Source organism: Streptomyces sp. MUM 2J (assembly GCF_022414535.1).
Taxonomy (GTDB): domain Bacteria; phylum Actinomycetota; class Actinomycetes; order Streptomycetales; family Streptomycetaceae; genus Streptomyces.
This window is the reverse complement of record NZ_JADWYM010000028.1, coordinates 33,035-55,923: the sequence shown is the minus strand read 5'-3', so window position 1 is coordinate 55,923 and position 22,889 is coordinate 33,035. Positions and strand designations below refer to the sequence as shown.

The 22,889-nt window shown below is 72.7% G+C and carries 18 protein-coding genes; 11 read left to right on the top strand and 7 right to left on the bottom strand.

Annotated elements, in window-relative coordinates:
* Positions 1–2: 2 nt before the first annotated feature.
* The 5 genes from I3F54_RS21750 (at position 3) to I3F54_RS21730 (ending at position 5,413) form a co-directional block, all read left to right on the top strand.
* On the top strand, positions 3–680 hold the full coding sequence (locus I3F54_RS21750) for a DUF3168 domain-containing protein (protein WP_240120516.1): 678 nt from the start codon (positions 3–5) through the stop codon (positions 678–680).
* A gap of 1 nt (position 681) precedes the next feature.
* The gene (locus I3F54_RS21745) at positions 682–1,365 is read left to right on the top strand and encodes an RES family NAD+ phosphorylase (protein ID WP_240120515.1); all 684 of its coding nucleotides are present in this window, start codon (positions 682–684) and stop codon (positions 1,363–1,365) included.
* Between the two features lie 362 nt (positions 1,366–1,727).
* Positions 1,728–2,420: a VWA domain-containing protein gene (locus I3F54_RS21740; RefSeq protein WP_240120514.1), complete on the top strand. Its 693-nt coding sequence runs from the start codon at positions 1,728–1,730 to the stop codon at positions 2,418–2,420.
* Positions 2,421–2,785: 365 nt separating this feature from the next.
* Complete coding sequence (locus tag I3F54_RS21735) at positions 2,786–3,778, top strand: protein phosphatase 2C domain-containing protein (protein ID WP_240120513.1); 993 nt, start codon at positions 2,786–2,788, stop codon at positions 3,776–3,778.
* 3 nt (positions 3,779–3,781) lie between these two features.
* Entirely contained in the window at positions 3,782–5,413 is a 1,632-nt protein-coding gene (locus tag I3F54_RS21730) for a hypothetical protein (protein ID WP_240120512.1), read from the top strand.
* A gap of 39 nt (positions 5,414–5,452) precedes the next feature.
* Here the strand turns inward: I3F54_RS21730 and I3F54_RS21725 are convergent, their stop codons facing one another.
* The gene (locus tag I3F54_RS21725; protein WP_240120511.1) at positions 5,453–6,655 is read right to left on the bottom strand and encodes a macro domain-containing protein; all 1,203 of its coding nucleotides are present in this window, start codon (positions 6,653–6,655) and stop codon (positions 5,453–5,455) included.
* Between the two features lie 357 nt (positions 6,656–7,012).
* Here I3F54_RS21725 and I3F54_RS21720 point away from each other — a divergent pair, with 357 nt between their 5' ends.
* The gene (locus I3F54_RS21720; protein ID WP_240120510.1) at positions 7,013–8,530 is read left to right on the top strand and encodes an acyl-CoA synthetase; all 1,518 of its coding nucleotides are present in this window, start codon (positions 7,013–7,015) and stop codon (positions 8,528–8,530) included.
* 21 nt (positions 8,531–8,551) lie between these two features.
* On the opposite strand, the gene paaK is transcribed toward I3F54_RS21720, so the two are convergent.
* Complete coding sequence (gene paaK, locus I3F54_RS21715; RefSeq protein WP_240120509.1) at positions 8,552–9,853, bottom strand: phenylacetate--CoA ligase PaaK; 1,302 nt, start codon at positions 9,851–9,853, stop codon at positions 8,552–8,554.
* Positions 9,854–10,037: 184 nt separating this feature from the next.
* On the opposite strand from paaK, the gene I3F54_RS21710 reads away from it, so the two are divergent.
* The 3 genes from I3F54_RS21710 to I3F54_RS21700 all read left to right on the top strand — a co-directional run bounded on the left by I3F54_RS21710 (position 10,038) and on the right by I3F54_RS21700 (position 11,380).
* Positions 10,038–10,283 carry a hypothetical protein gene (locus I3F54_RS21710; RefSeq protein WP_240120508.1) on the top strand — a complete coding sequence of 82 codons (246 nt, stop codon included), beginning with the start codon at positions 10,038–10,040 and terminating at the stop codon, positions 10,281–10,283.
* A 37-nt stretch (positions 10,284–10,320) separates the two neighbouring features.
* Complete coding sequence (locus I3F54_RS21705; RefSeq protein ID WP_240120507.1) at positions 10,321–10,563, top strand: DUF397 domain-containing protein; 243 nt, start codon at positions 10,321–10,323, stop codon at positions 10,561–10,563.
* A 319-nt stretch (positions 10,564–10,882) separates the two neighbouring features.
* The gene (locus tag I3F54_RS21700; protein WP_240120506.1) at positions 10,883–11,380 is read left to right on the top strand and encodes a hypothetical protein; all 498 of its coding nucleotides are present in this window, start codon (positions 10,883–10,885) and stop codon (positions 11,378–11,380) included.
* Positions 11,381–11,399: 19 nt separating this feature from the next.
* Here I3F54_RS21700 and I3F54_RS21695 read toward each other — a convergent pair whose 3' ends face one another.
* Both I3F54_RS21695 and I3F54_RS21690 read right to left on the bottom strand, forming a co-directional pair.
* Positions 11,400–13,367, bottom strand: a complete 1,968-nt coding sequence (locus tag I3F54_RS21695) for an N-acetylmuramoyl-L-alanine amidase (RefSeq protein WP_240120505.1) — start codon at positions 13,365–13,367, stop codon at positions 11,400–11,402.
* A 345-nt stretch (positions 13,368–13,712) separates the two neighbouring features.
* Positions 13,713–14,852: an aminoglycoside phosphotransferase family protein gene (locus tag I3F54_RS21690; protein ID WP_240120504.1), complete on the bottom strand. Its 1,140-nt coding sequence runs from the start codon at positions 14,850–14,852 to the stop codon at positions 13,713–13,715.
* Positions 14,853–15,094: 242 nt separating this feature from the next.
* Between I3F54_RS21690 and I3F54_RS21685 the strand changes: the two genes are divergently transcribed.
* Entirely contained in the window at positions 15,095–16,594 is a 1,500-nt protein-coding gene (locus I3F54_RS21685) for a hypothetical protein (RefSeq protein WP_240120503.1), read from the top strand.
* 158 nt (positions 16,595–16,752) lie between these two features.
* On the opposite strand, the gene I3F54_RS21680 is transcribed toward I3F54_RS21685, so the two are convergent.
* The 3 genes from I3F54_RS21680 to I3F54_RS21670 all read right to left on the bottom strand — a co-directional run bounded on the left by I3F54_RS21680 (position 16,753) and on the right by I3F54_RS21670 (position 20,693).
* Positions 16,753–18,168 carry a PP2C family protein-serine/threonine phosphatase gene (locus I3F54_RS21680; protein WP_240120502.1) on the bottom strand — a complete coding sequence of 472 codons (1,416 nt, stop codon included), beginning with the start codon at positions 18,166–18,168 and terminating at the stop codon, positions 16,753–16,755.
* Positions 18,169–18,432: 264 nt separating this feature from the next.
* Entirely contained in the window at positions 18,433–19,449 is a 1,017-nt protein-coding gene (locus I3F54_RS21675) for a Gfo/Idh/MocA family protein (RefSeq protein ID WP_240120501.1), read from the bottom strand.
* Positions 19,450–19,598: 149 nt separating this feature from the next.
* Positions 19,599–20,693, bottom strand: a complete 1,095-nt coding sequence (locus I3F54_RS21670) for a chemotaxis protein (protein ID WP_240120500.1) — start codon at positions 20,691–20,693, stop codon at positions 19,599–19,601.
* A 399-nt stretch (positions 20,694–21,092) separates the two neighbouring features.
* On the opposite strand from I3F54_RS21670, the gene I3F54_RS21665 reads away from it, so the two are divergent.
* A complete protein-coding gene (locus I3F54_RS21665; protein WP_240120499.1) occupies positions 21,093–22,805 on the top strand; it encodes a fatty acyl-AMP ligase in 1,713 nt (570 codons plus the stop codon).
* Positions 22,806–22,889 lie beyond the last annotated feature (84 nt).

Sequence of the window (22,889 nt, the reverse complement as noted above, 5' to 3'; positions counted from 1 at the left end):
GCATGGACGAGTACGAGGCGCGACTCATCGAGGCGCTGACGCGGGACCGGCAGGCGATACGGGCTCAACTCACCCCGGAGGACCGGAACCAGCTCGACGCGCTGCTCGACCTGGCCGCCGAAGGAGGTGACGAGCGGCGTCGGAGGGCGGTCACCCGTGCAGTCGCGGCGCACCTGCGTGCCTCCCTGCCGGAACAAGAGGTCCGAGCCGTCGAGAGGCGGTTCGCCGGCGCGGCGTCGCCCCTGCCCCACGAACTGCTGGCCTCGTTCGCCTCGTCCGGCGGCCGGCCCGAGGGGATCCGGGGAACCGGCCGGGCCCCGGAGAGCGGTGAGGAGGCCCAACCCTCGCCGTACGAACGGCTGCTGGCCGTTCCAGCTCTCTCACCGGACGACCTGAGGGAGAACTTCGGTGTGGAGGTGACTGCTCCCGAGCTGATCCGTCTGCGCCGCGGCGACGGCTCGGAGGGGCTGCCGGCCTTCCAGTTCGACCGCGAGGGCCGGCCCCGGGACGTGGTCGTCGCCGTCAACCGCATGCTGGGCGCCGCGGAGGACCCCTGGGGGGTGGCCGACTGGTGGCTCGGCCCCAATCCTTGGCTGGCCACGGCCCCGGCGTTGCTGCTCGGCGCAGGTCTGGACGGACAACTGCTCGCTGCGGCAAGCGTGGTGGGGGAGGAGGACTGACATGGCACGAGGCGCACGACTGCCCGATGCCGGCATGGCCGAGCCGAGGCGGGTCGACTGGGAGGCCGGCCGGGTCCTGCACAGGGTGCACTCGCGCAAGCGCGAGGCGTTCGAGTTCAACCCGACGCCCCAGGACCACCACTTCGGCGGCGGCCGGTTCGACAGCACCCCCAATGACCTCTACTCCTACCTGTACGCGGCGCCCGCACCGACGACGGCGCTGGCCGAGAGGCTGCTGCGGGACATCGGCTTCGACGGCGACCATCCCACCCGCGTCCTGCCGCGCAGGGAGTTGGAGGGCAAGCGGCTCTCACAGGTTCGGCTGGCACGTGACGTGGCACTGCTGTCGCTGCGCACCCTGTTCGACCTCAACGCCGTCCAGCAGGAGGACGACTGGCTGGTGCGGTCCAAGCCCACGGACTACGCCTTCACCCGTCGCTGGGCGCACTGGCTGCGCGCCGAGGCCCCCTGGGCACAGGGCTTCCTCTACGAGTCGCGGCTCGCCTTCCCGGAGGTGTCGCTGGTGCTGTTCGACCGCTGCGCGCACAGCGATCTGCTGGAGGCCACCGAGGAACCCGCACGCGACCTCGACGAGCCGGAGAACGTGCGATGGGTCGGCGAACGGCTGAAGCGGTTCAGGGTCAGGGTGGGCCCCCCGGACGCCGGGGACGGCGCCCCGGCCTGACGCCGGCAGCCCCGGAGACCGGACCGCACTCGCGGCCTCCGGCAGGCGCACCCCGGAGCCCGGTGTGCGGAACCCGGGCGAAAGCGGGGCGCCTTCCGGGTTCTTTCCGGGTGTTTGGACGAAACCGCGGACCGGCTGTCTGCACACGTGCATACTTTTCTCTCAGTAGTCACCGGGCGGCCAGAGTCCTCCCTCCGGCGTTTTCCGTACGGACGCGCCGACATTCATTCGATTTCCATGCCGGCAACGCGTCCATGCGGGCAGCCGGACAATGAACAGAGGCCTGGGGAATCGCACCGCTTCCCGTTCGGCAATGCGTCGCCTCTTTCCCCGTCGATCACCGAACCCACGTCTGGACAGGCATGTCTGAATTCTCGAACGTCGAGCGCCCCCCAGTTTTTCCCGTCTGCCTCTGCATCGATGTCTCGTACTCGATGGCGGGCTCGCCGATGAAAGCCGTCAACGACGCCCTCCCCGAGATCAAGTCGGCGATCAAGGGTGACCCGGCCACCGGCGAGATCGCGCGGCTCGCCGTCGTGACCTTCTCCGACCGGGCCGAGACCCGTCTGCCACTGACCGACATCGCCTACGCCGACATGCCCTCGCTGACGCCGCAGGGCGGCACCAACTTCGACGTGGGGCTGCGTGCCTCCGGTGACGCGCTGCGCGACGGCATCAGAGCCCTCGGCAAGGGCAGCGCCTACCACCAACCGGTGATCTTCTTCATCAGCGACGGCGAACACAACGCGGCCGTCGACTGGACCCACGCCTGGGCACAGGTCACCTCCAAGGACGACAGGTACGGGGCGCAGATCGTGAGCTTCGGCTTCGGCCAGGCGAACCGGGACGCCATCCGGCAGGTATCGACGGGTTTCGCCTTCTTCACCGACGAGAGCGACCCCGGAGCGGCCGTGCGCGAGATCCTGCGCACGGTGGTCCGGAGCATCCGGACCACCTCCAGCAGCTTCTCCTCCGCCTCCGGTGGCGTGCTCTCGGTGCCGCTCGACGGTACGAAGCTCACGCAGCTCCCGCTCGACCAGCGCACGGTGAGCTGAGCGTGAGCATGTTCCGCCGGCGCCGGGGCAGGCACACGGATCCGGAGGCGGATCCCGGAGCCGTACCGGACACCGCCCCCGCTTCGGCGGGTGCCCGCCCGGCTTCGTCCGACGCGACGGAGCCGGGGGCGGGGACCGCCCCCGCAACTCCGGGCGCCGGGGGCGCTCGTCCCACCGTTTCCCGGCACGGCGACCTCGGCGAACCGACGACGGGGAACCGGGACTCCAGGGCCACAGCCGGGACTACGATGCTCACCGGCCCGTCCGGGGCCAGCCCATCGGCGGCGAGCCCACTCACGGCGGATGCCGGGCGGGCGGCGCCGACCGACGACCCGGGGCGAGCCGGGCAGGGGGCCGGGGCCGCCGTGGACGGCGTTCCCGCCTCCGACGGCGCTCCCACCCACAGTTCTCCCGGTGCCGCGACCGGCACCGACGACCAGCCTCGCAGAGGCGCCGACGGGTGCGCGGCGCCCACCGCCCTGCCGGCCGTCGATCCGCCCCGCACCCTGCCCACGACCGCACCGCACGTGGGAGACCGACTGCAGCCGCTTCCGCTCCCTCGCCTCGCCCTGCCGGCGACCTCGCTCCCGGGGCTGCGAGCTGACGGGGGATTACTGGGCGACCGGTGGCTGGGCGCCGCGAGCCTTGCCGGGCAGTCCCACCTCAACAGCGGTACCACGGCGCAGGACGCCTACCAGTTCACCCTCTCCGACGACCGGTCCCTGCTGGTCGCGGCGGTCTGCGACGGCCTCGGCTCACGTCCGCTGACCTCGCAGCTCGGCGCGTCCCTCTTCGCCGCGTTGTTGTGCGAGGAGGCCCGCACGGTCACCGCCGGAAGACTCACGGGCGACCCCCGCGCCGTACTGGGTGGCGTCCTCGACGCGGCATGCGCTCGCACGGCGCGGTTGCGTACGGCGGGAATGCCCGCCCTGACGGACCGGGACCTCTCCTGTACGGCCGCGTTGGTGCTGCTCCCGGTCGTGGGCACCGGCTGGGCCACCCGGGTCGGGGACTGCGCGGTGATGCGGCTGGCCGGGGAGGCGTGGGAGACCGTGTTCCACCGCGACGGCGGACCGGTCAACCGGGTCTCCGCCGCCCTGCCCCACCCCGCCCCCGCGGAGATCGCCGAGTACGCCCCGCTGACCGAGGAGAGCCCCGGCGGCTGTCTGATCCTGGCATCGGACGGGCTGGCGGAGGACGCCTTCGGCTCGCCCGCGGTGCGCGCCTGGCTCGCCGAGCGCTGGTCCCGGCCCTGCGACGCCGCCGCGATGGCGGACTCGCTGCGCTACCGGCGCCGCGGCTCGCACGACGACCGGACGGCCCTCGTGGTGTGGTCCCGGCAGACGCGGGGCGGATGATCGATGCGCACCCTCACCAGCAGGCTCGGCCGCAGGTACCAGGTCGACCGGCACCCCTTCAACGACAAAGGCAGTCAGGGGCTGCTCTATCACTGCCTGGACCGGGACCGAGTGCCACGTGTCTACAAGGAGTACAGGACCCCCGAGTCCACGTCGTCCGAGGTCGACCGGTTGCACAGGCTGGCCCGTTTCGGCCGGGACATCGTGGGCCGAGCCGAGAACGGTCAGGGACCCACGGGGCGCGGCGGGCTCGCCACGACCGCCGAGTCGTCCATCAACTGGCCCATCGACGTGATCCACGGCAGGAACGGCGGCGTGACGGGTGTCGTACTGCCGCTCATCCCGCGGTCGTTCATGTTCACCGACCCGGACGGCCGTCCGGCGGCCCGCACACTGGCCTTCCTCTACCTGGCCCGCTCCGAGCCGCCGCCGCCGACGGCGCGCGTCCGTGTGGGCGTACTGCTGCGTGTGTGCGACATCTTCAGGGAGCTGGAGGACCGAAGACTCACCCACGGGGACCTGTCCGCGAACAACCTGGTGTGGCGGGAGCGGGACGCACACGCGTATCTCATCGACTGCGACGGGCTGACCTCCTGGAACGACCCGCCTGTGCAGGGGGTGAACACGCCGGAGTGGACGGACCCGCGCCGTATCGCCGGGGCGATCACGGCGCACGACCGGTTCAGCGACCGGTTCGCCCTCGCTCTGGCACTCTACCGCGGGCTGTTCCTCAATCCGGGCGGCCCGCGTTGGCAGGGTGGACACCAGAACGGCCGGTGGATCACGCCCTCGGATTTCCCCGACCGACTGGACCCGGCGCTGCGAAGGATGTTCAGCCGCGCGCTCGACGACCCGCTGGCGACGGGCGCACGACCCGGCGCAGCCGAGTGGCACCACGCTCTGTACCAGGCCTTCCTCACCGGTGGCAGCCAGCCCTCCTACCGCGACGACGCACTGCGCGTCCTGGACGACTACGCCGCCCAGCGCCGGCGGGAGGTCCAGCGCCACCGCGCTGCCCAGCGACCGGGGCAGCCCCCCGCGACCGGTCTCCCGGTGCAGACGCCCCGGCCGCACCCGCAGCCGCAGCCCCATGGACGCGTGCGGACCACGCGGCCCCCTCAGCCTCGGCCGCAGGTGAGCCCCCGACCGCGTCCACAACCACGGCCCCGGCCGACGCCGGCGCCCTCCCGCCGTCGCCGACGAACGGCGTGGATCGTCGTCGCGGTGGCGGCCGTGGCCGTGGTACTCGCGGGGATCGCCGTCCGCATGTTCGCGCACGATGCCACCGGTCCGTCCACCGCGCTGCCTCCCCGGGCAGGGACGCTCTGCCCCACCTCGGTGGCCGCCCGCATTCCCGGCGGTACCGGAGCGACACTTCTGCACGCCTACACGACCGAGGTGCACCGCATCCTGCTGTGCCGCACCATGAGCGGGAAGATCTACTACGACGGCTCGTGGCTTCACCCGAGTGCCACGCACAAGAAGTCCGAGGAGATCACGATCCCCGCCGAGCGCACAACGGACGGCTACCGGGCGCGCAACAAGGGGTACCAGTACACCATCGGGAACGGGTACGTCACCGTCGACCTGCCCCAGGGCGAGACGAGGAAGTTCCGCCTCACCGAGGACGGTTGAGCCGGCCGCCCGGTCGTTGCGGCCCGTTGCCGCCCGGGCTCACCGGCGTCTCGCGGCGAGCGCGTCCAGTACGGCACCCGCGCTACCGGGATTGCGGGTCACCAGGTGTACCGACCAGTCGGGGTCGGCGGCGAGGGCGACCTCCAGCGCCCCGAGGATGGCCTCTGCGCTCCTCCTCGCGGAGAGGCCGCCGCGCCCCGCGCCGAACAGGGGCAGGGCCACGGACCGCAGCGGAACCTCGCCGGAATCCCGTTCCTCGCCCGCCAGATCGAAGATGCGCCGGACCGCCTCGGCGACCGCCTCCGGCGCCGTCTCGTAGCCGTTCCCGGTCGCGCACGGAGTGGTGACCGCGGCGTGGAAGATTCTGCGCACCCCGTGCGCCGCCAGTGCGCCTGCCGAGGTCACCGCCACCGTGCCGGGGGCCACGGGAAGCCCGGGAGGCGCCGAAAGTTCGCTCCACGCCCTCAGCTGCTGCGCGATCACGTCGTCCACGATCCGCCCGCCTGCGTCCTTCTTCGCCCCCGCCCGGCGCAGGCTCCCGGAGACCGTGCGACGGAACGTCTTGGACATCTCGAAGTAGACGTTCTCCGACGACACCAGCACGTCGACGCCCTCGATCAGCTCGATGGGCGCGACGTGCAGGGTGATCGTCACCTCGCCATGCGGAAAGGGCGTGTCCACCCGATGCCGCCCCGCCGGCACGGACACCGGCGAGCGTGACAGCCCGGGCGTCGTGGGCCCCTTCCCGGTTTCGGGTGACGGCCACGATGCCGGGGCGAGCGCCACGCTCCCCGGCCCGGTCGCGCTGCCGCGCGTCCCCGGCGCACCAGATGCGGCTGCCGCCAGGATCGCCGCCGCGACCTGACGGATGAGCAGCTTCTCCTGGTGCTTGCGGAAACGGTCGACGCTGATCCCGGCCAGGCCGGCAGCCCTGTTTCGGCGTTCCTTGGCCGGCAACGCGCGCGTGCCCGGCAGCAGGCCGAAGGTGATCCGGCCCACTTCGCGCTGTCCGGGGTCGAGCCCGTCGACCGCCCGGCGCAGTGCTTCCTCCACCGCGTGCGTGTCCACCTCGCCCGGTCCCGGGCGGCCGTCCACACCGGTGGACCGCGCGAGCACCCCGGGCAGCTCGACAAGGGCCGCCTCGTGCAGCCGCAGCAGTCCGAGCGCCCTGATTCCGTGCAGTTCCCGACTCAACATGTCCAGCATCGCCGGGTATTGCCCCGGCCCGTCCCCCAGATCCATGTCCGAAAGCATGGTGGTACACCTCGTGCCCGGCAACGGAATCCGCCGAACCCGCGCTCTCGGCCCCGAGAGCGGGTCGGCCACGCCGATGGGCCGGGTGAGGGACGAGGGGCCGGTGCCCACGACAGGACGGAACTCAAGCCCGCCGGGGAGGGCCGCGTTGATCGTCCCTGCCGCACTGCGCCACGACCAGCGCTCCGAGAGGCGGTCGCACCAGCCCCTTGACCGGCGACTTCACAGGGGCGGAGGCGTACCGCCCGCCCTCCCGCCCCGACCGCGCCACCCCGGGACGGGATGTCCCCCGGACCGCGCACACGACTTGACCACCGGGCGGCCGCAGGCCGAGGATCACACAGCATGATGCCCGGACACGGCAGCACCGTCGACGGGGTGCTGCGCCGCAGCGCCCGCCGGACCCCCGCGCGCGTCGCCGTCGAGTACGGCGACCGCACCTGGACCTACCAGGAACTCGACGACGCGGTCTCCCGCGCCGCGGCCGTCCTGCTCGGCGAGGGCCTCGCCCGGGGGGACCGGGTCGGGACCTACGGCCACAACTCCGACGCCTACCTCGTCGCCTTCCTCGCCTGCGCCCGCGCCGGCCTGGTGCACGTCCCCGTCAACCAGAACCTGACCGGCGACGACCTCGCGTACATCATCGGCCAGTCGGGCAGCTCGCTGGTGCTGGCGGACCCGGACCTCGCGGACCGCCTGCCGGACGGCGTACGCATCCTGCCGTTGCGCGACGCCGAGGGCTCACTGCTGGACGCACTGGCATCGGCGGCGCCGTACGACGGGCCCGAACCGCGCGGCGAGGACCTCGTGCAACTGCTGTACACCTCGGGCACGACCGCGCTGCCCAAGGGCGCGATGATGACCCACCGCGCCCTCGTCCACGCCTACCTCAGCGCCATCACCGCCCTGGACCTGAGCGCCGGGGACCGTCCGGTGCACGCGCTGCCGCTGTACCACTCGGCCCAGATGCACGTCTTCCTGCTGCCCGGCCTGGCGGTCGGCGCCACCCACATCATCCTGGACGCACCCGACGGCGACCGTCTGTTCGACCTGATCGAATCCGGCCGTGCGGACAGCCTGTTCGCCCCGCCCACGGTGTGGGTCGGCCTGGCCGGCCGTTCCGACTTCACCACCCGCGACCTGAGCGGACTGCGCAAGGCGTACTACGGCGCCTCCGTCATGCCGGTGCCGGTCCTTCAGCGGCTGCGTGCCCGACTGCCGCGGCTCGCCTTCTACAACTGCTTCGGCCAGAGCGAGATCGGCCCGCTCGCCACCGTCCTCGGCCCCGACGAGCACGAGGGCCGGTTGGGCTCCTGCGGGCGCCCGGTGCTGTTCGTGGACGCCCGGCTCGTCGACGAGGACGGCCGGGACGTGCCCGACGGCACCCCGGGTGAAGTCGTCTACCGCTCACCGCAGTTGTGCGAGGGCTACTGGGACAAGCCGCAGGAGACGGCCGAGGCGTTCCGCGGCGGCTGGTTCCACTCGGGCGATCTCGCGGTGCGTGACGCCGACGGCTGCTTCACGATCGTCGACCGGCTGAAGGACGTCATCAACTCCGGTGGTGTGCTGGTGGCCTCACGCCAGGTCGAGGACGCCCTGTACACACACCAGGGGGTCGCTGAGGCCGCGGTGATCGGGCTGCCCGACGAGAAGTGGATCGAGGCGGTGACCGCCGTCGTCGTTCCACGCGGCCAGGTCACCGAGGCGGAGCTCATGGCCCACGCCCGGGACAGGCTCGCCCCCTTCAAGACACCGAAACGGGTCGTGTTCGTCGACGCGCTGCCGCGCAACGCCAGCGGCAAGATCCTCAAGCGCGAGCTCCGGGAACGGCTCGGATCGGTGCCGCCGGCACCAGCGGCCTGAACCCCGGCCCCGCCCCCGCGGTCAGTCCCGGGGGCGCAGGTCGACGATGCGCCGGATCTTGCCCACCGAGCGCTCCAGCGACTCCGGTTCGACGATCTCCACGGCCACCGAGACGCCGACGCCGTCCTTCACGGCGGCCGCGATGGACCGGGCGGCCTCGTCGCGCACCCCGGGTGCGGCGTCGGGACGTGCCTCGGCGCGCACGGTGAGGGCGTCGAGGCGGCCCTCCCGGGTCAGGCGCAGCTGGAAATGCGGAGCCACACCCGCCGTGCGCAGGACGATCTCCTCGACCTGTGTCGGGAAGAGGTTCACCCCGCGCAGGATCACCATGTCGTCGCTGCGGCCGGTGATCTTCTGAATCCGCCGGAAGGAGCGGGCCGTGCCCGGCAGCAGCCTGGTCAAGTCCCGCGTCCGGTAGCGGATCACGGGCATGGCCTCCTTGGTCAGCGAGGTGAACACCAGCTCGCCCTCCTCGCCCTCGGGCAGCACCTCACCGGTGATCGGGTCGACGATCTCCGGGAAGAAGTGGTCCTCCCAGACATGGAGGCCGTCCTTGGTCTCGGCGCATTCCTGGGCGACCCCCGGCCCGATCACCTCCGACAGGCCGTAGATGTCCACCGCGTCGATGCCGAACCGCTCCTCGATCTCGCGGCGCATCTCCTCCGTCCAGGGCTCCGCGCCGAAGATCCCCACCTCCAGGGACGTGCCGCGCGGATCGACGCCCTGGCGTTCGAACTCGTCCAGGAGGGTCAGCATGTACGACGGCGTCACCATGATGATCCGCGGCCCGAGGTCCTGGATCAGCTGCACCTGCCGGGCGGTCATGCCGCCGGAGGCGGGGACGACCGTGCAGCCCAGGCGCTCGGCGCCGTAGTGCGCTCCGAGCCCCCCGGTGAACAGGCCGTATCCGTAGGCCACGTGCACCGTGTCACCGGGGCGGCCCCCCGCCGCCCGGATCGAGCGCGCCACCATGTCGGCCCACATCGACAGGTCGGCGTCGGTGTACCCCACGACGGTCGGGCGTCCCGTGGTGCCGCTGGAGGCGTGGATGCGCCGGATGCGCTCCCGCGGCACGGCGAACATGCCGTACGGGTAGTTCTCGCGCAGGTCCGCCTTCGTGGTGAACGGGAACCGGGCCAGGTCGTCCAGGGAACGGCAGTCCTCGGGGCGCACGCCGGCCTTGTCGAAGGACTCCCGGTAGAACGGGACATGCGTGTAGGCGTGCCGCAGCGACGCGCGCAGCCGCTCCAGCTGCAGCTCCCGCAGCGCCTTGACGCCCAGCCGTTCCCCCTCGTCCAGCACGTCCGTCGTCGCTTCCGTCATGGGGACGTCTCCCTCACCAACCACGCCAATCCGGGCGACCGATCATTCGGTCGAGTTCTCGGGATCAGTAATCCAGTCCGCCGGGACGATCGCAAGGGGTCCGCCTGCACTTTCTCGCCGTGTCCCACCACCGGCCGCGGGAAATCCGTTGTGACCTGCCGCCGGTTGCCATGATGATCGGCTCATGCCGCTCCTGACCGCACCCGACGGAACCGAGCTCGCCCACCACGTCCGCGGCGACGGCGCGCCCCTCGTCGTCCAGCCCGGCGCCGGGCACTGTCCGTGGCTCGACGACGCCGAGGGGTTCGTGCGGCGCGTGCTGGCCTTCCTCGGTGAGGGGAGCGGCGGCGGTCAGGGGCGCCGGGCGCCGGGGTCCGGCCACGGAGCGTCCACCTCATGTGGCCTGTCGGCGGTGGGACGCGATCGCTAGTCTGGCCGCGGACGACGGATTCGGGAGGAGCACGGACGTGGCCGAGAGCACCACCCAGCAGCAGTTGGTCATGGGCTGGGACAAGCCGGAACTGGATCTGAGCAACGCCGAATGGCAGTCCAGCAGCCGAGGGCTGGGGGATGTCCAGATCGCCTTTGTCGAGGGTTTCATCGCGATGCGCAACAGCGGCCGCCCGGAGGGCCCTTCCCTGATCTTCACGCCGGCCGAGTGGGGTGCGTTCGTGTCGGGTGCCCGTGAGGGCGAGTTCGACCTGACGTGACCCGCCGGGCCGGCCGGGCGCGCGGGGAGCCGTCACCGCAGGCGTGGGTCACCGGGACCGTCGGGGCGGCGCCCGCGCGGGTGCCGCCCCGGAGGAGCCGGGTTGCCGCCCCGCCGGGCCCCCGCTGCGTCCGCCGCTGCCTCAGGGAGCACCCGCGGCAGGAGCGGTGCGGCCCCTCCTGCGGCGATCGCGCCCGGGATGCCCGGTGTCACGCCCCGCACCACAACACGGCCCGAGCCTGCGCCGACGGACGCGAGGGGCGGTGATCACGGCCTCGCCCGCGCGGCACGGACGGGACCGGGACACGTACCATGGCGGCATGTCGTTCCTCCGCCGCCGCAGCGCCACTCCCGCAGGGCCCGACTTCGACGTACTGGCCATGGACCCGGGCGACTGGCCCGGCAATCTCGGCGCCGGACTGCTGCCCGCGCCCGACGGCAGCTGCCAGGGCGTCTTCCTGCGCTACGACCTCTTCGGCGGCCGCGGCCCCGCGATGATCATCGGCAACCTCCCCGAGGGCTCCCCCGCCCGCGAGATCGCCGACGGGGAGATCCCCTTCGAGGTGGCCCAGCTCCTGCTGGCGCTGGAGAACGACGAGGAGGTGACCGTGGTCGGCGCCGAGGACGTGCCGGTCATGCAGGGCGACAACCTCCTCATCGTGCGCCGGCTGAAGCTGTCGGAGTCCCGTATCTCCTGCGTCCAGTTCGACCGCAGCGACAACGTCCAGGTCACCATCGCCGCCTGGGACCGGCCCATCACCGACGACCTGTACGCCCTGCTGAAGCCGCTGCCCGCGGAACTGTTCCAGCAGGGCTGAGGCCCGCGCCCCGCCCTCGTCACCCGGCCGACGGCATCACCTGCACGTCGGCCGCGCGCACGAACGCGACGCGGCGTCCGAACTGGATCTCGTAGTAGAGGTCCTCGCCCACCACCACCCGGTGCGAGCCGGTGGTGAAGGTGACCGCGTAGTAGTACTCGCCGGGTACCTCGTCACCGACCGCGTACCTCTGCCCCGCGAGCAGCCTGTACGGCAGTGGGGACAGCGGCTGCGCGGGCACCCCCGCCGGGTATGCCGAGGCCTCCGGATAGGCCCGGCCGTACACCGGGACGCTCGCGGTGCCTGCCTTCGGCGTCACGATCCGGCCCGTCGAGGGCACCGCCGTCGGCTGCTCCGCGGGGTTGCGGAACCAGGCCTCCTGCCCCAGGTACCAGATCGCCGTCCAGTCGCCCCAGCGGTCCGCCACCGCGAATCGCTGGCCCGTCGAGACCCGCGAGGACAGGTCGTTCACGCCCGTCGTCGGCGTGGTGCCGAGACCGATGTCCTCGATCAGGGCGGAGTGTTCGTCGTGGTCCGAGTACAGGCGCACCTCGCTCGAACCGTGCGCGGGGCAGGTCCCCCCGCCCGCGGTGCAGCCCGTGTACACCGGCCGGTTCGCCGCGTACTCGGGGAGGATCGTCACCAGGCCGGCGCCGTCGCGTGCCCCCGTGCGCTGCAGCGGGTGACCCAGCAGCTCGAAGTAGTGCCGCCAGTCCCAGTACGGGCCCGGATCGGTGTGCATGCCCGGGACCGTGCCGGCGGTCGGGCCGGGCACGGTGTCGTGGCCCAGGATGTGCTGCCGGTCGAGCGGGATGCCGTACCGCGCCGCGAGGTACGTCACCAGCCGCGCCGACGAGCGGTACATCGCCTCCGTGTACCAGGAGTCCGGATCCGCGAGGAATCCCTCGTGCTCCAGGCCGATCGACTTGGCGTTGACGTACCAGTTGCCCGCGTGCCAGGCCACGTCCTTCGCCCTCACGTGCTGGGCCACGTGCCCGTCGGTGGAGCGCAGCGTGTAGTTCCAGGAGACGTACGTCGGGTCCTGCACCAGACCGAGGACGCCGTCCCAGCGACCCTCCGTGTCGTGGACGACGATGTACCTGATGCTCTGCGAGGCCGGACGGTCGCCGAGGTCGTGGTTGCCGTAGTCGTCGCCCCCGAACTCCTCGTACGGAGCCGGAACCCACTCGCACGCCACCGACGCCGGGCACTCGGTGCCCGCCGACGAGGAGGCCCCCAGGCCCGTGCGTCCCAGCTGGGCCGTGTCGGGCACCAGGTCCGGCCTGGCGGCCAGGACCACCCGCTGCCCCTCGTCCGTGACACGCGCCTCACCGGTGCGCACCACCTCGAACACGTCGTTCGCGTACACGGCGGCCGTGGCACTGTCGTCGGCGCCGGAGAAACGTGCCACCGCCCCGTACCACTGCGCCGGGTCGTCGCTCAGCGGTTCGCCCAGTGCGCGCTGCGCCGCGGCCAGCAGGGCCGCCCCGCCCGCGATGTTCGCGGCCTCGTCCGTGCGGAGCTCGGCGGCCGCGATCCCGGTCAGCCTGGCGGCTCTCGGCAGGGTCCGCAGCCGGGCCGGGAGGCCGGCCGGCCCGGGGACCCGGGCCGCCGGGGCCGGTGCGGGGCGTGCCGCGTCGCCCCGCGCGTCCTCGGTGCCCTCGCCGTGGTGCGACGCCGAGCGGAGCGCGGTGCGGGCGTCCGTCAGGTGCATCGGGCCGTACCCGCCGGTGACGCTCGGCGCGCCCCCGTGCCCGTCCCACCGGGACTGGAGGTAGGCGACGCCGAGCAGGACGCTCTGCGGCACGTGGTACTCGGTGGCGGCGGCGGCGAACGCACGCTGGAGACGGCCCGCGGCGGATGTGGCGGGGGCCGGTGCGGCGCCCAGCAGGGGCAGCAGCAGAGCTGTCGACGCGAGCGTGCCGACGGCTCTGCGCGTGCGTCTGCGACGGGGCGCGGACAGGGGGGCGGTGGCGGATCCTCGCAATGCTGCCTCCTGGGACGGTGGGGCGTGACGGGGGCCGCGGGGCCGAACCCGGTCAGCGGTACCGGCTCTCCGACGTTCCGTCAATCACGCCCACGACAGGCCGATTTCCCATGGCAGCAGGGGATGGGGCGAGTTTCGCGACGCCACCCCGTTGCCCGGTGGCGCATCACCGGACTACACCAAAGACGCTCCCCGCAGGACGCGGCCGGCCCGACCCGTGGCGACAGTGCCCGGCCCCGTGCCCCGTGCCCCGTGATCCGTGGCGCGGACACGCGAAGGCCCGCGGTGCCGCTCCACAGCGGCACCGCGGGCCTCCTTCTCCCTCAGCTCTCCCTCAGCTCTCCCTCAGCGGGTTCCGACCGCCGCCCGCACGGCCCGGCGGGCCAGCTGGCAGTCGTCGTGCAGCCGCCGCAGCAGCAGCCGCTGCTCCTCGCCGGACGGCGCGGCACCCTGGGGGCCCGCTCCGGGGGCCGCCGGAGGCGTGTCGTTCATCGAACGCTGCACGGCCGTCTCGTACGTGCGGATCTCACGCGTGAGGACGAGCATCAGGTTCACCAGGAAGGCGTCCCGCGCCGCCGGGCCGGCCCCCTGCGCGAGCTGGCTGATCTGCCGGCGGGCGACGGGTGCGTCGCCGAGCACCGACCACAGCGTCGCGAGGTCGTAGCCCGGCAGGTACCAGCCCGCGTGCTCCCAGTCCACCAGCACGGGACCGGCCGGTGACAGGAGCATGTTCGACAACAGGGCGTCACCGTGGCAGAACTGGCCCGTGCCGCCGCGGCCCGCCGCGTGCGCGATGCCGTGCAGCAGCTTCTGAAGGTCGCCCAGGTCCCGGTCGGTGAGCAGCCCCAGTTCGTGGTAGCGGGAGATGCGCGCCGCGTAGTCCAGCGGGGCGTCGAACGTGCCCACCGGGGGCCGCCAGGCGTTGAGACGGCAGACGGCGGACAGCGCCGCACGGATGTCCGCCCGCGGCGGTGCGTCCACCGGGTGCCGTTGCAGAGCTGCCACCCGTCCCGGCATCCGCTCCACCACGAGGACGCAGTTGTCCGGGTCCGCCGCGACCAGCCGCGGTGCCCGCACCGGGGGTCGGTGCCGCACGAACGTGCGATAAGCCGCTATCTCGTGCCGGTAGCGCTCCGCCCACACGGGGGAGTGGTCCAGTAAGCACTTCGCCACAGCCGTGCTGCGACCGGTCGTTCCGACCAGGAGTACGGACCGTCCACTGCGGCGCAGTACCTGCACCGGGGTGAACTCGGGGCAGATGCGGTGCACGGAGGCGATCGCCGCGCGCAGCTGGGACCCCTGAGGGCCGGACAGGTCGAGCCTCCCGCTGAGCGGTTGGGCACCGAGCCCGGCGGGACGCCGGCCGAGAGCGGCACCGAGGACCGGGGCCGCGGGACGCCCGGGTTCGAGGTAGGGGCCGGTGGCCGCGGGACGCGGTCGCAGCGGACGAGGCGGGGCGGACACGGAGGACGATGCTGCGTACATGGGCGAGACAGATCCCTTCGTGTGCCGGACGTCGAAACGCTGCCCCGGCCCGGCCGCCGGGTGCACCCTGGGGAGTGCGCCCGTCGGATCGGGCGGCGGCCGGGTCGGGGTGGCGCACTCCTACCTGACACCCGGTGCCCGGTGGCACACCATCTGGCGCACCCTGGCGAACCCTGGCGAATAGTCGCCCGGCAACTTACCCCGGGCTAGTGTCAACTCAGCCGAGAACCTGGGGGCTTGACGTGAGCGGACAACCCAACACCCGCCTTGCGGACCTGTTCGGCCTGGCCGGCTGGTCCAAGGGAGAACTCGCGAGACTGGTCAACAAGCAGGCGGCGGCCATGGGCCACCCCCAGCTGTCGACCGACACCTCACGGGTGCGGCGGTGGATCGACATGGGAGAGATCCCGCGCGATCCGGTGCCGCGGGTGCTGGCGGCCCTGTTCACCGAGCGTCTCGGCCGTGTCGTGACCATCGAGGACCTCGGTCTGGTGCGGCGCGGGCGTGCGGGGAAACGGCAGGGCGGCGGGAGCATGGAGCATCCCGACGGCATGCCGTGGGCGCCCGAGCGGACTGCCGCGGTCCTCACCGAATTCACGGGAATGGACCTCATGCTCAACCGACGCGGCTTGGTGGGCGCGGGTGCCGCGCTCGCCGCGGGCTCCGCACTCAGCAGCGCCATGTACGACTGGCTCCACACCGATCCTGCCCTGACCGCCGACGCCCCCGTCACCGACCGTCCCCTCCATGCCGACCCCGCCGGGTTCGACCGCTACGAGGCCGCCCCCATCGGGTACGAGGAGATCGAGGAACTGGAGCGCTCCGTCGAGGTGTTCCGCGCCTGGGACGCGGCCCGCGGCGGCGGGCTGCAGCGCAAGGCGGTGGTGGGACAGCTCAACGAGGTGGGCGGCATGCTCGCCTACCGGCACCCTCCCCATCTCCAGCGGCGCCTGTGGGGCGTCGCCGCCAACCTCGCCGTCCTCGCGGGCTGGATGTCCCACGACGTCGGTCTCGAACCCACGGCCCAGAAGTACTTCGTCATCGCCGCCCACGCCGCGCGGGAGGGCGGTGACCGGCCCCGCGCCGGCGAGGCCCTCTCCCGCGCAGCCCGCCAGATGGTGCATCTGGGCCGGCCCGACGAGGCGTTGGACCTGATGAAGCTCGCCCACTCCGGCTCGGGCGAGCAGGTGCTGCCGCGCACCCGGGCGATGTTCCACACCATCGAGGCCTGGGCGCAGGCGTCGATGGGCAAGGGCCAGGCGATGCGCCGCACCCTGGGACAGGCGGAGGACCTCTTCGTCTCCGACCGCAACGACCTCGAACCGCCGGACTGGATGCAGACCTTCAAGGACGAGGATCTGTACGGCATGCAGGCCCTGGCCTACCGCACCCTGGCGGAGTTCGAACCGGGCGCCGCCGCACACGCGCAGTACTACGCGGAGAAGGCGCTGGCGCTGCGCATCGACGGGCGGGAGCGGTCGAAGATCTTCGACCATCTCTCCATGGCCTCCGCCTGTTTCATCGCCGACGACCCCGAACAGGCGGACCGGTACGCTCGGTTGGCGCTGATGTCGATGGGGGCGAACTCCTCCCGCCGCACCTGGGACCGGCTCCGCCAGATGTACCGCCTCACCGTCGAGTACGCCGGCTACCCGAGGATCCAGCAGTTGCGTGAGGAGATCATGCAGGCGCTGCCCAAGGGGAGGGGAGGCCGCGGCGGCACCGCGAGCACGCAGGCATAGGAACGCACCGGCGGACGCACAGACGGAGAAGAGCACCGCTACCGCATCGGCGGCGGAGGCACGGCACCGCGAGTACACAGCCGAGGTACGCACGGCACAGCGAGCGCACGGGCGACGAGGCCCGCGCACTCGGCAGATCACCGCGCGCACTCAGTAGATCACGGTGTCACCCTCGCCGCCAGCACGCAGGCGTCGTCCTCCCGTTCACCCGTGCCGAACTCCTCGACCACCACGCGGACGCAGTCCTGCGCGGTGCGTGCCCCGGCCAGCCGGGGCGCCAGGTCCAGGAGACGGGGCCCCGCGGTCGCAGGGCCGTGGCGCGGCACCAGCCCGTCGGTGTGCAGGAGAAGCAGATCGCCGGGCCGAAGCAGCACCTCGGCCTGGCCGTAGGAGGCGCCGGGCGTCGCGCCGAGCAGGACGCCGTCCGGCGCCTCCAGCCGGCGCCCCGTCCCGCCGCGGAAGAGCAGCGGACCGGGGTGTCCGGCCTGCGCCCACACCAGCGTGCGGGTGGCCGGCCGGTAGCGACAGCACAGCGCGCTGCCCAGGGTCGGCTGCGCGGTGGCGTCCAGTAACTGGTTGAGCAGGGCCATCAGCGGGCCCGGCTGGGTGCCGGTCATCGCCATACCGCGGACCGCACCCAGCAGCGACGCCGTGTTCGAGGTCGCGGCAGGGCCGTGACCGGCCAGGTCACCGACGCTGAGCAGGGTCTCGCCGCCGGTCACCTCCAGCGCGTCGTACCAGTCCCCGCCGGTCGGCGTGTCCGTGGAGGCGGGCAGGTAGTGGGCGGCGAGATCGAGGGCGCCCGGGCCCGGGCGCGGGATCCGCAGGGAGCCGTGCCGGGGGGGCGGTACCGCCTCCTGGAACTCGGCCGCCACGCCCTGCTCCGTCCGCGTGCGGTGCCGGTGGCCCCGGAGCGAGTCGCACATCTCGGTCACCGCCCGCCGGCTGCGCCGCAGTTCGCTGACGTCGCGCAGCACGGCCCACATGGAGGTGGTGCCGCCGTCGGCGTCCAGCACGGGCTCGCCCATCATGTGCACGGTGCGAGTCCCACCGTCCGGACGGACGATACGGAACTCCCCGTCGATCGGCTTGGCGTCGATCAGGCAGTCGGTGACCATCGCGGCCAGCTTCGGCCGGTCCTCGTCGAGCACCAGCGACGGCAGCTCGTCCAGGGTGAGCGGGGGTGTCGCCGGTGAGCGGCCGAGGATGCGGTACAACTCGCCGGACCAGGTGGCCTCGTCGGTGAGCAGGTTCCACTCGGCACTGCCGACCCGGCTCAGCAGTCCCTCGGGCGGCGGTGCCGCGGGGCCCGGATCGAGGCCGGGGGCGGCATCGGGCGGTGGCCCCTCCTGCAGTTGCGCCAAGTGCGTGTCGAGATCCTGCAGTTGGTGCAGGGCCAGGTCGTAGAGTGCGCGCTGCCACCGTTCGCGCGGGTCCGAGCCGTCACTGCGCGCGTCCCGCCGTACGGCGTCGACGTCGCCTTTGAGCCGTCGTGTCTGCGATATCAGCGCGTCCACCGAGCCGCGACCGGGCGGCTGGGCGGCTGGGCGGTCCGCAGAGAGATGGGACGGCATGACGCACTCCGATGCGGGGACGGTACGGCCAGGGCCGACGAGTGGACCGTTACGACTGTTGCACAGCCCGCGATGCCGTGTAAGGGATTTGGCGACACACGATCCGGTGATGCGTCTGGCATATGTCAGAGTCTTCGTGGACCGGGTGCGCCGGGCTTCCGGCTGGGGCTGTCGTGGGCCTCAAGTCATATCCTACGTAAGGAATATGACGGGTCGTCGGATGCCTCGCGAACACACTCGATCGAGCGTTCGTCGGTCGCGTGTTCAGGTGGCATGGAGCTGTGGGCGCGGGGCCAGGACGACCGGTGTCCGCCCGCCGCCCTCCAGTGACCGCACCCCGGCCTCGGCGACCGCCGCGGCGGCGTAGCCGTCCCAGGCCGAGGGCCCGGTGACGCCGCCGGACCGGGTGGCGTCGACCCAGGCCCGGACCTGGCGGTCGTAGGCGTCGGCGAAGCGGACGAGGTAGTCCTGCGGGACCTCCAGGCGGGTGTCGCCGCCACCGGTCACCTGCATGCCCCGGTCCTCGCCGATGCGTGCGGAGCCGGACTCGCCCACCGCCTCGCAGCGCACCTGGTAGCCGAAGCCGCAGTTGACGAACACCTCGACGTCGACCAGGGCGCCCTGCTCGGACTCGAGCAGCACGAACTGCGGGTCGACCAGTCCCTGCGGGGCGGTTGCCGAGGGGCGCGGGCGCAGCACCGTCACCGCGGTCAGCTCCTGGTCGAGCAGCCAGCGGGCCGCGTCGATCTCGTGCGAGAGGGAGCTGTCGACCAGCATCGAGCTGGTGAACCCGGGTGGCGAGGAGACGTTGCGGTGCGTGCAGTGCAGCATCAGCGGGCGTCCCAGCCGACCGCTGTCCAGCAGGGCCTTCAGCCGCAGGTACTCGGCGTCGTACCGGCGCATGAAACCGACCTGTGCCAGCCGCCGCCCGAGCCGTGCCTCCGCCTCCACCACCCGCCAGGCGCCCGCGGAGTCCGGCACCATCGGCTTCTCGCAGAGCACCGGCAGCCCGCGCGCGAAGGACGCGAGCAGCGCCTCCTCGTGCTCCGGGCCGGGCGAGGCGACGAGGACGGCGTCCACGCCCGGGGCGTCGAGCGCGGCCTCCGCCTCTTCGTGTACCCGGACCCCCTCGATCCCGGCCACCGCCTCCTCGGCGCGGCGGGTGTCGGGGTCGGCGACCGCGGCGACCCGCGCCCCGCTCACACCGCGGTCCAGACGGCGTATGTGATCGGCGCCCATGTGGCCGGCGCCCAGCACGGCCACCCCCAGCAGTTCGGACACGCTCCGTCGGCCCCTTCCCCGGTCTCGCGCGCACCCCCGGCCGCGCCCCGCCCGGCTGCTGCCGGGTCGGGACGGGGAGGTGCGGCTCGCACGACTGTACGACCACCGGGTTCCGGGGGCGCCGGGAGGGGAGCGTCGCACCCCCTCGTTCAGTAGCGCAGGACGCCCGCGATGCCCGTCGCGTCGCCCAGGGTGCCGTCCGGTACGAACCGGACCTGCGCACCCGTCTCCAGGCACTGCTCGACGATCTCGTCGACGATGTCCTCGCGCGCGTCCGGGTCCCCGCTCGTCGCCGGTTCGAGGTGGTCCCCGACACCGCGGACGATCATGCTGAAGTTCTCCTCCACCGCGAGCAGCCGGATGCGGCCCTCTCTGGCGTTCTGCCACACCTCGTCGACGCCGGCCGCGAACGTGCGGTGCCCGCGGGCGGAGGTGAGCTCGCCTGCCACCTCGGCGGCCTGTCTGCGCTGCTCGGCCTCGTGCACGGGGTGCACCGCCTGCCACACCGCCTCCGGCGTGCCGTGGGCGAGGCCGCCGTGCGGGAGCTGCACCGCGTACCCGGCCACGCTGCCCACCTCGTCGAGCAGGGACAGCGCCGCCTGCTCGCCGGTGACGTACACCGGGCGGGGGTCGTCGCGCAGGATGCCGTTCATCGCCGCGTCGGCCTCCCGCAGGAACTGCCGGGTGTTCTCGTCGCGGAAGATGCTCGGCTGGTCGCCGATCCGCTCCTGGCGCTCGGCGTCGAAGTTCTGCCGGCTGCGGGTCAGCGGGAAGCCGCCGACGTGCTCCTCCGTGACCCGGTCGACGCCGCCGCTCCACAGCGTGACGCGGTCGGGGGAGACCGACAGGGCCCAGAAGGGCCGCTCGGAGACCTGTGCGGAGACCAGGTTGCGGGTGAGGAAGGTGTCCGAGAGCACCACACGCTCCGGCACGCTCCGGGTGAGCGACCAGACCTGGTGCTCGCCCGGGGCGGCGAAGATCACCAGACCGTCCTCGGCATGGGCCAGATCGACCTCGGCCAGAGCACGGTCCAGTTCCTGGACGACGTCCGCCCGGCGTTCCCGGGTGACCGCGGGATCGGACTCCAGCTGCCGCTTGGCCTGGGCCACGGCATTGCGCAGCCGGACGCGGTCCTGGCTGTTCAAGGGGGCCCGGCGGTGTGTCGGCGTCAGCACGGAGACCGCCGGATAGGGCCGCGGACGGCGCAGCTCGGCGAGGGTCGCGGGACTGAGTGCGTGCTCCATAACAGCACCATAGGACCGATCGGACCGTTCCGCCGTTCGGGGGTTCGGGGCAGTCGCGCACAGCCGCCGCGCCCGCCCGCCGCCGGCCCGCGACCCGTCTTCCGGCAGCCCCGGCCGGCCGTGAGCGGTGGGCGTGCAGCCGGTCAACTCGCTTGGACACACAGGGTTTACCTGCCCTCGACGCGTCGTACCCAGGGACTTGCTAGGGTTCTACTCGTTGGTAGCAAGCCGAGCGGGGCGGGGAACAGGCATGCGTGCCACCACAGTTCCCCGGGCGGTTCGCCGAGACGGGCGGTCCGGCAAGGGGGCCGGGCGCGGAGGGGGTGCACGCTCCCACGCGACATGAATGTCGAACTCCAGTTCCCTCGCTGACTCATTCAGACAGGTGAGACTCGTCCTATGGCTCGATCCCTGATCGATCTGCTGACCGCACATGCCTCGGAGCATCCCGATCGCATCGCCTACCGCTACCTCGTCACGGGCGACAGCGACGGAGAGATCCAGCACATGTCCTACGCGCGACTGGCGCTGCGGTCCCGCGCCGTCGCCGCCTGGCTCCAGGACCGACTGCCGGCCGGGGCACGGGCCCTGCTGCTCCACCCGCCGGGCCTGGAGTTCGTCTGCGGCTATCTCGGCTGCCTCGCGGCCGGCGTCGTCGCCGTACCGGGTGTGCCCCCGCAGGGCCGCGCACACAACCACCGTGCACTGACCAGGATGCGGCGCCTGATCGCCGACTCCGACGCGAAGGTGATCCTCGGCGGGCGGGAGGTGATCGCCTCCCTCGCCGCCATGGCGGAGCAACTGCCCGAGACCGCCGGCCTCACCTGGATCGCCACCGAGGACATACCCGACGACGCGGCCGGCGCCTGGCGTGAGCCCGACCTCACCGCCGACACGGTCGCCTTCCTCCAGTACACCTCCGGCTCCACCTCGGCTCCCAAGGGCGTCGCCGTCACCCACGGCAACCTCCTGGACAACCAGCACGTCATCACCGACCGCATGGGCCACACGCCGGAGGCGATCGCCGAGCACGACGGTGAGATGTTCGTCAGCTGGCTGCCGATGTACCACGACATGGGCCTCATCGGCCCGGTCCTGAACACGGTCCACCTCGGCGTCACCGCCACCCTCTTCTCCCCACTCCACTTCCTCCAGCAGCCGCAGCGCTGGCTCACGGCCGTCCACCGCTACCGCCCACACACCAGCGGCGGTCCCAACTTCGCCTACGAACTCGCCCTCAGGCACGCCACCCCCGAATTCGTCGACAGCCTCGACCTCGGCTCTTGGCGGGTCGCCTTCAACGGCGCCGAACCCGTCCGGGCCGCCACCCTGCGCCGCTTCACCGAGACCTTCGCCCCGGCCGGCCTGCGCCGCGAAGCCCTCTACCCCTGCTACGGCCTGGCCGAGGCCACCCTCATGGTCACCGGCGGCACCAAGACCGCCCCCGCGACCCGGTTCGCCACCGACCCCTTCGGTGAGCAGGACGCCGCGACCATCGGCTGCGGCCGGCCCGGCCCCGGCGTCGCCGTCGCCGTCGCCGACCCCGATCACGGCACCGAGCTGCCCGACGGGGAGACAGGCGAGATCTGGGTCGGCGGCGCGAGTGTCGCCAAGGGCTACTGGCGCAACGCCCTCGCCACCCGCGAGACCTTCCGCGCCACCCTCCCCGGCCGCACGGGCCGCTTCCTGCGCACCGGCGACCTCGGCTTCCTGCACGACGGCGAACTCTTCGTCACCGGCCGGCTGAAGGACCTGATGGTCATCGACGGGCGCAACCACTACCCCCAGGACCTGGAGCTGGCGGCCGAGCTCGCCCACCCGGCGCTGCGCCCCGGTTGCACCGCCGCGTTCTCCGCAGACACCGCTGCCGGCGGCGAACAGCCGGTGCTCGTGGCCGAGGCGGACCCGGACGCGGCCGGTGAGATCGAGAAGATCACCGACCTGGTGCGTGCCGCGATCGGCGACGCCCACGGCCTGCACGTGCACGATGTCGTCCTGGTCCGTGCCGGCACCATTCCCAAGACCTCCAGCGGCAAGATCCAGCGCCGGGCCACCCGCGCGGCCTACCTCGACGGCACGCTCGCCCGGATCGACGCACCGGCCACAGGCTGACGCCGTGGGCCGCCCGCCGTACACACCACGGGCGGTCTGCCGAACACCCTGCGGGCCGCCCGCCGAGCATGCCGGGGCCGCCCG

What these genes read in the sequence shown, in the direction of transcription:
- I3F54_RS21750 (WP_240120516.1), top strand. Translation starts at nt 3, where the DNA reads ATGGACGAGTACGAGGCGCGACTCATCGAGGCGCTGACGCGGGACCGG.
- I3F54_RS21745 (WP_240120515.1), top strand. Translation starts at nt 682, where the DNA reads ATGGCACGAGGCGCACGACTGCCCGATGCCGGCATGGCCGAGCCGAGG.
- I3F54_RS21740 (WP_240120514.1), top strand. Translation starts at nt 1,728, where the DNA reads ATGTCTGAATTCTCGAACGTCGAGCGCCCCCCAGTTTTTCCCGTCTGC.
- I3F54_RS21730 (WP_240120512.1), top strand. Translation starts at nt 3,782, where the DNA reads ATGCGCACCCTCACCAGCAGGCTCGGCCGCAGGTACCAGGTCGACCGG.
- I3F54_RS21725 (WP_240120511.1), bottom strand. Translation starts at nt 6,655, where the DNA reads ATGGATCTGGGGGACGGGCCGGGGCAATACCCGGCGATGCTGGACATG.
- I3F54_RS21720 (WP_240120510.1), top strand. Translation starts at nt 7,013, where the DNA reads ATGATGCCCGGACACGGCAGCACCGTCGACGGGGTGCTGCGCCGCAGC.
- paaK (WP_240120509.1), bottom strand. Translation starts at nt 9,853, where the DNA reads ATGACGGAAGCGACGACGGACGTGCTGGACGAGGGGGAACGGCTGGGC.
- I3F54_RS21710 (WP_240120508.1), top strand. Translation starts at nt 10,038, where the DNA reads ATGCCGCTCCTGACCGCACCCGACGGAACCGAGCTCGCCCACCACGTC.
- I3F54_RS21700 (WP_240120506.1), top strand. Translation starts at nt 10,883, where the DNA reads ATGTCGTTCCTCCGCCGCCGCAGCGCCACTCCCGCAGGGCCCGACTTC.
- I3F54_RS21690 (WP_240120504.1), bottom strand. Translation starts at nt 14,852, where the DNA reads ATGTACGCAGCATCGTCCTCCGTGTCCGCCCCGCCTCGTCCGCTGCGA.
- I3F54_RS21680 (WP_240120502.1), bottom strand. Translation starts at nt 18,168, where the DNA reads ATGCCGTCCCATCTCTCTGCGGACCGCCCAGCCGCCCAGCCGCCCGGT.
- I3F54_RS21670 (WP_240120500.1), bottom strand. Translation starts at nt 20,693, where the DNA reads ATGGAGCACGCACTCAGTCCCGCGACCCTCGCCGAGCTGCGCCGTCCG.
- I3F54_RS21665 (WP_240120499.1), top strand. Translation starts at nt 21,093, where the DNA reads ATGGCTCGATCCCTGATCGATCTGCTGACCGCACATGCCTCGGAGCAT.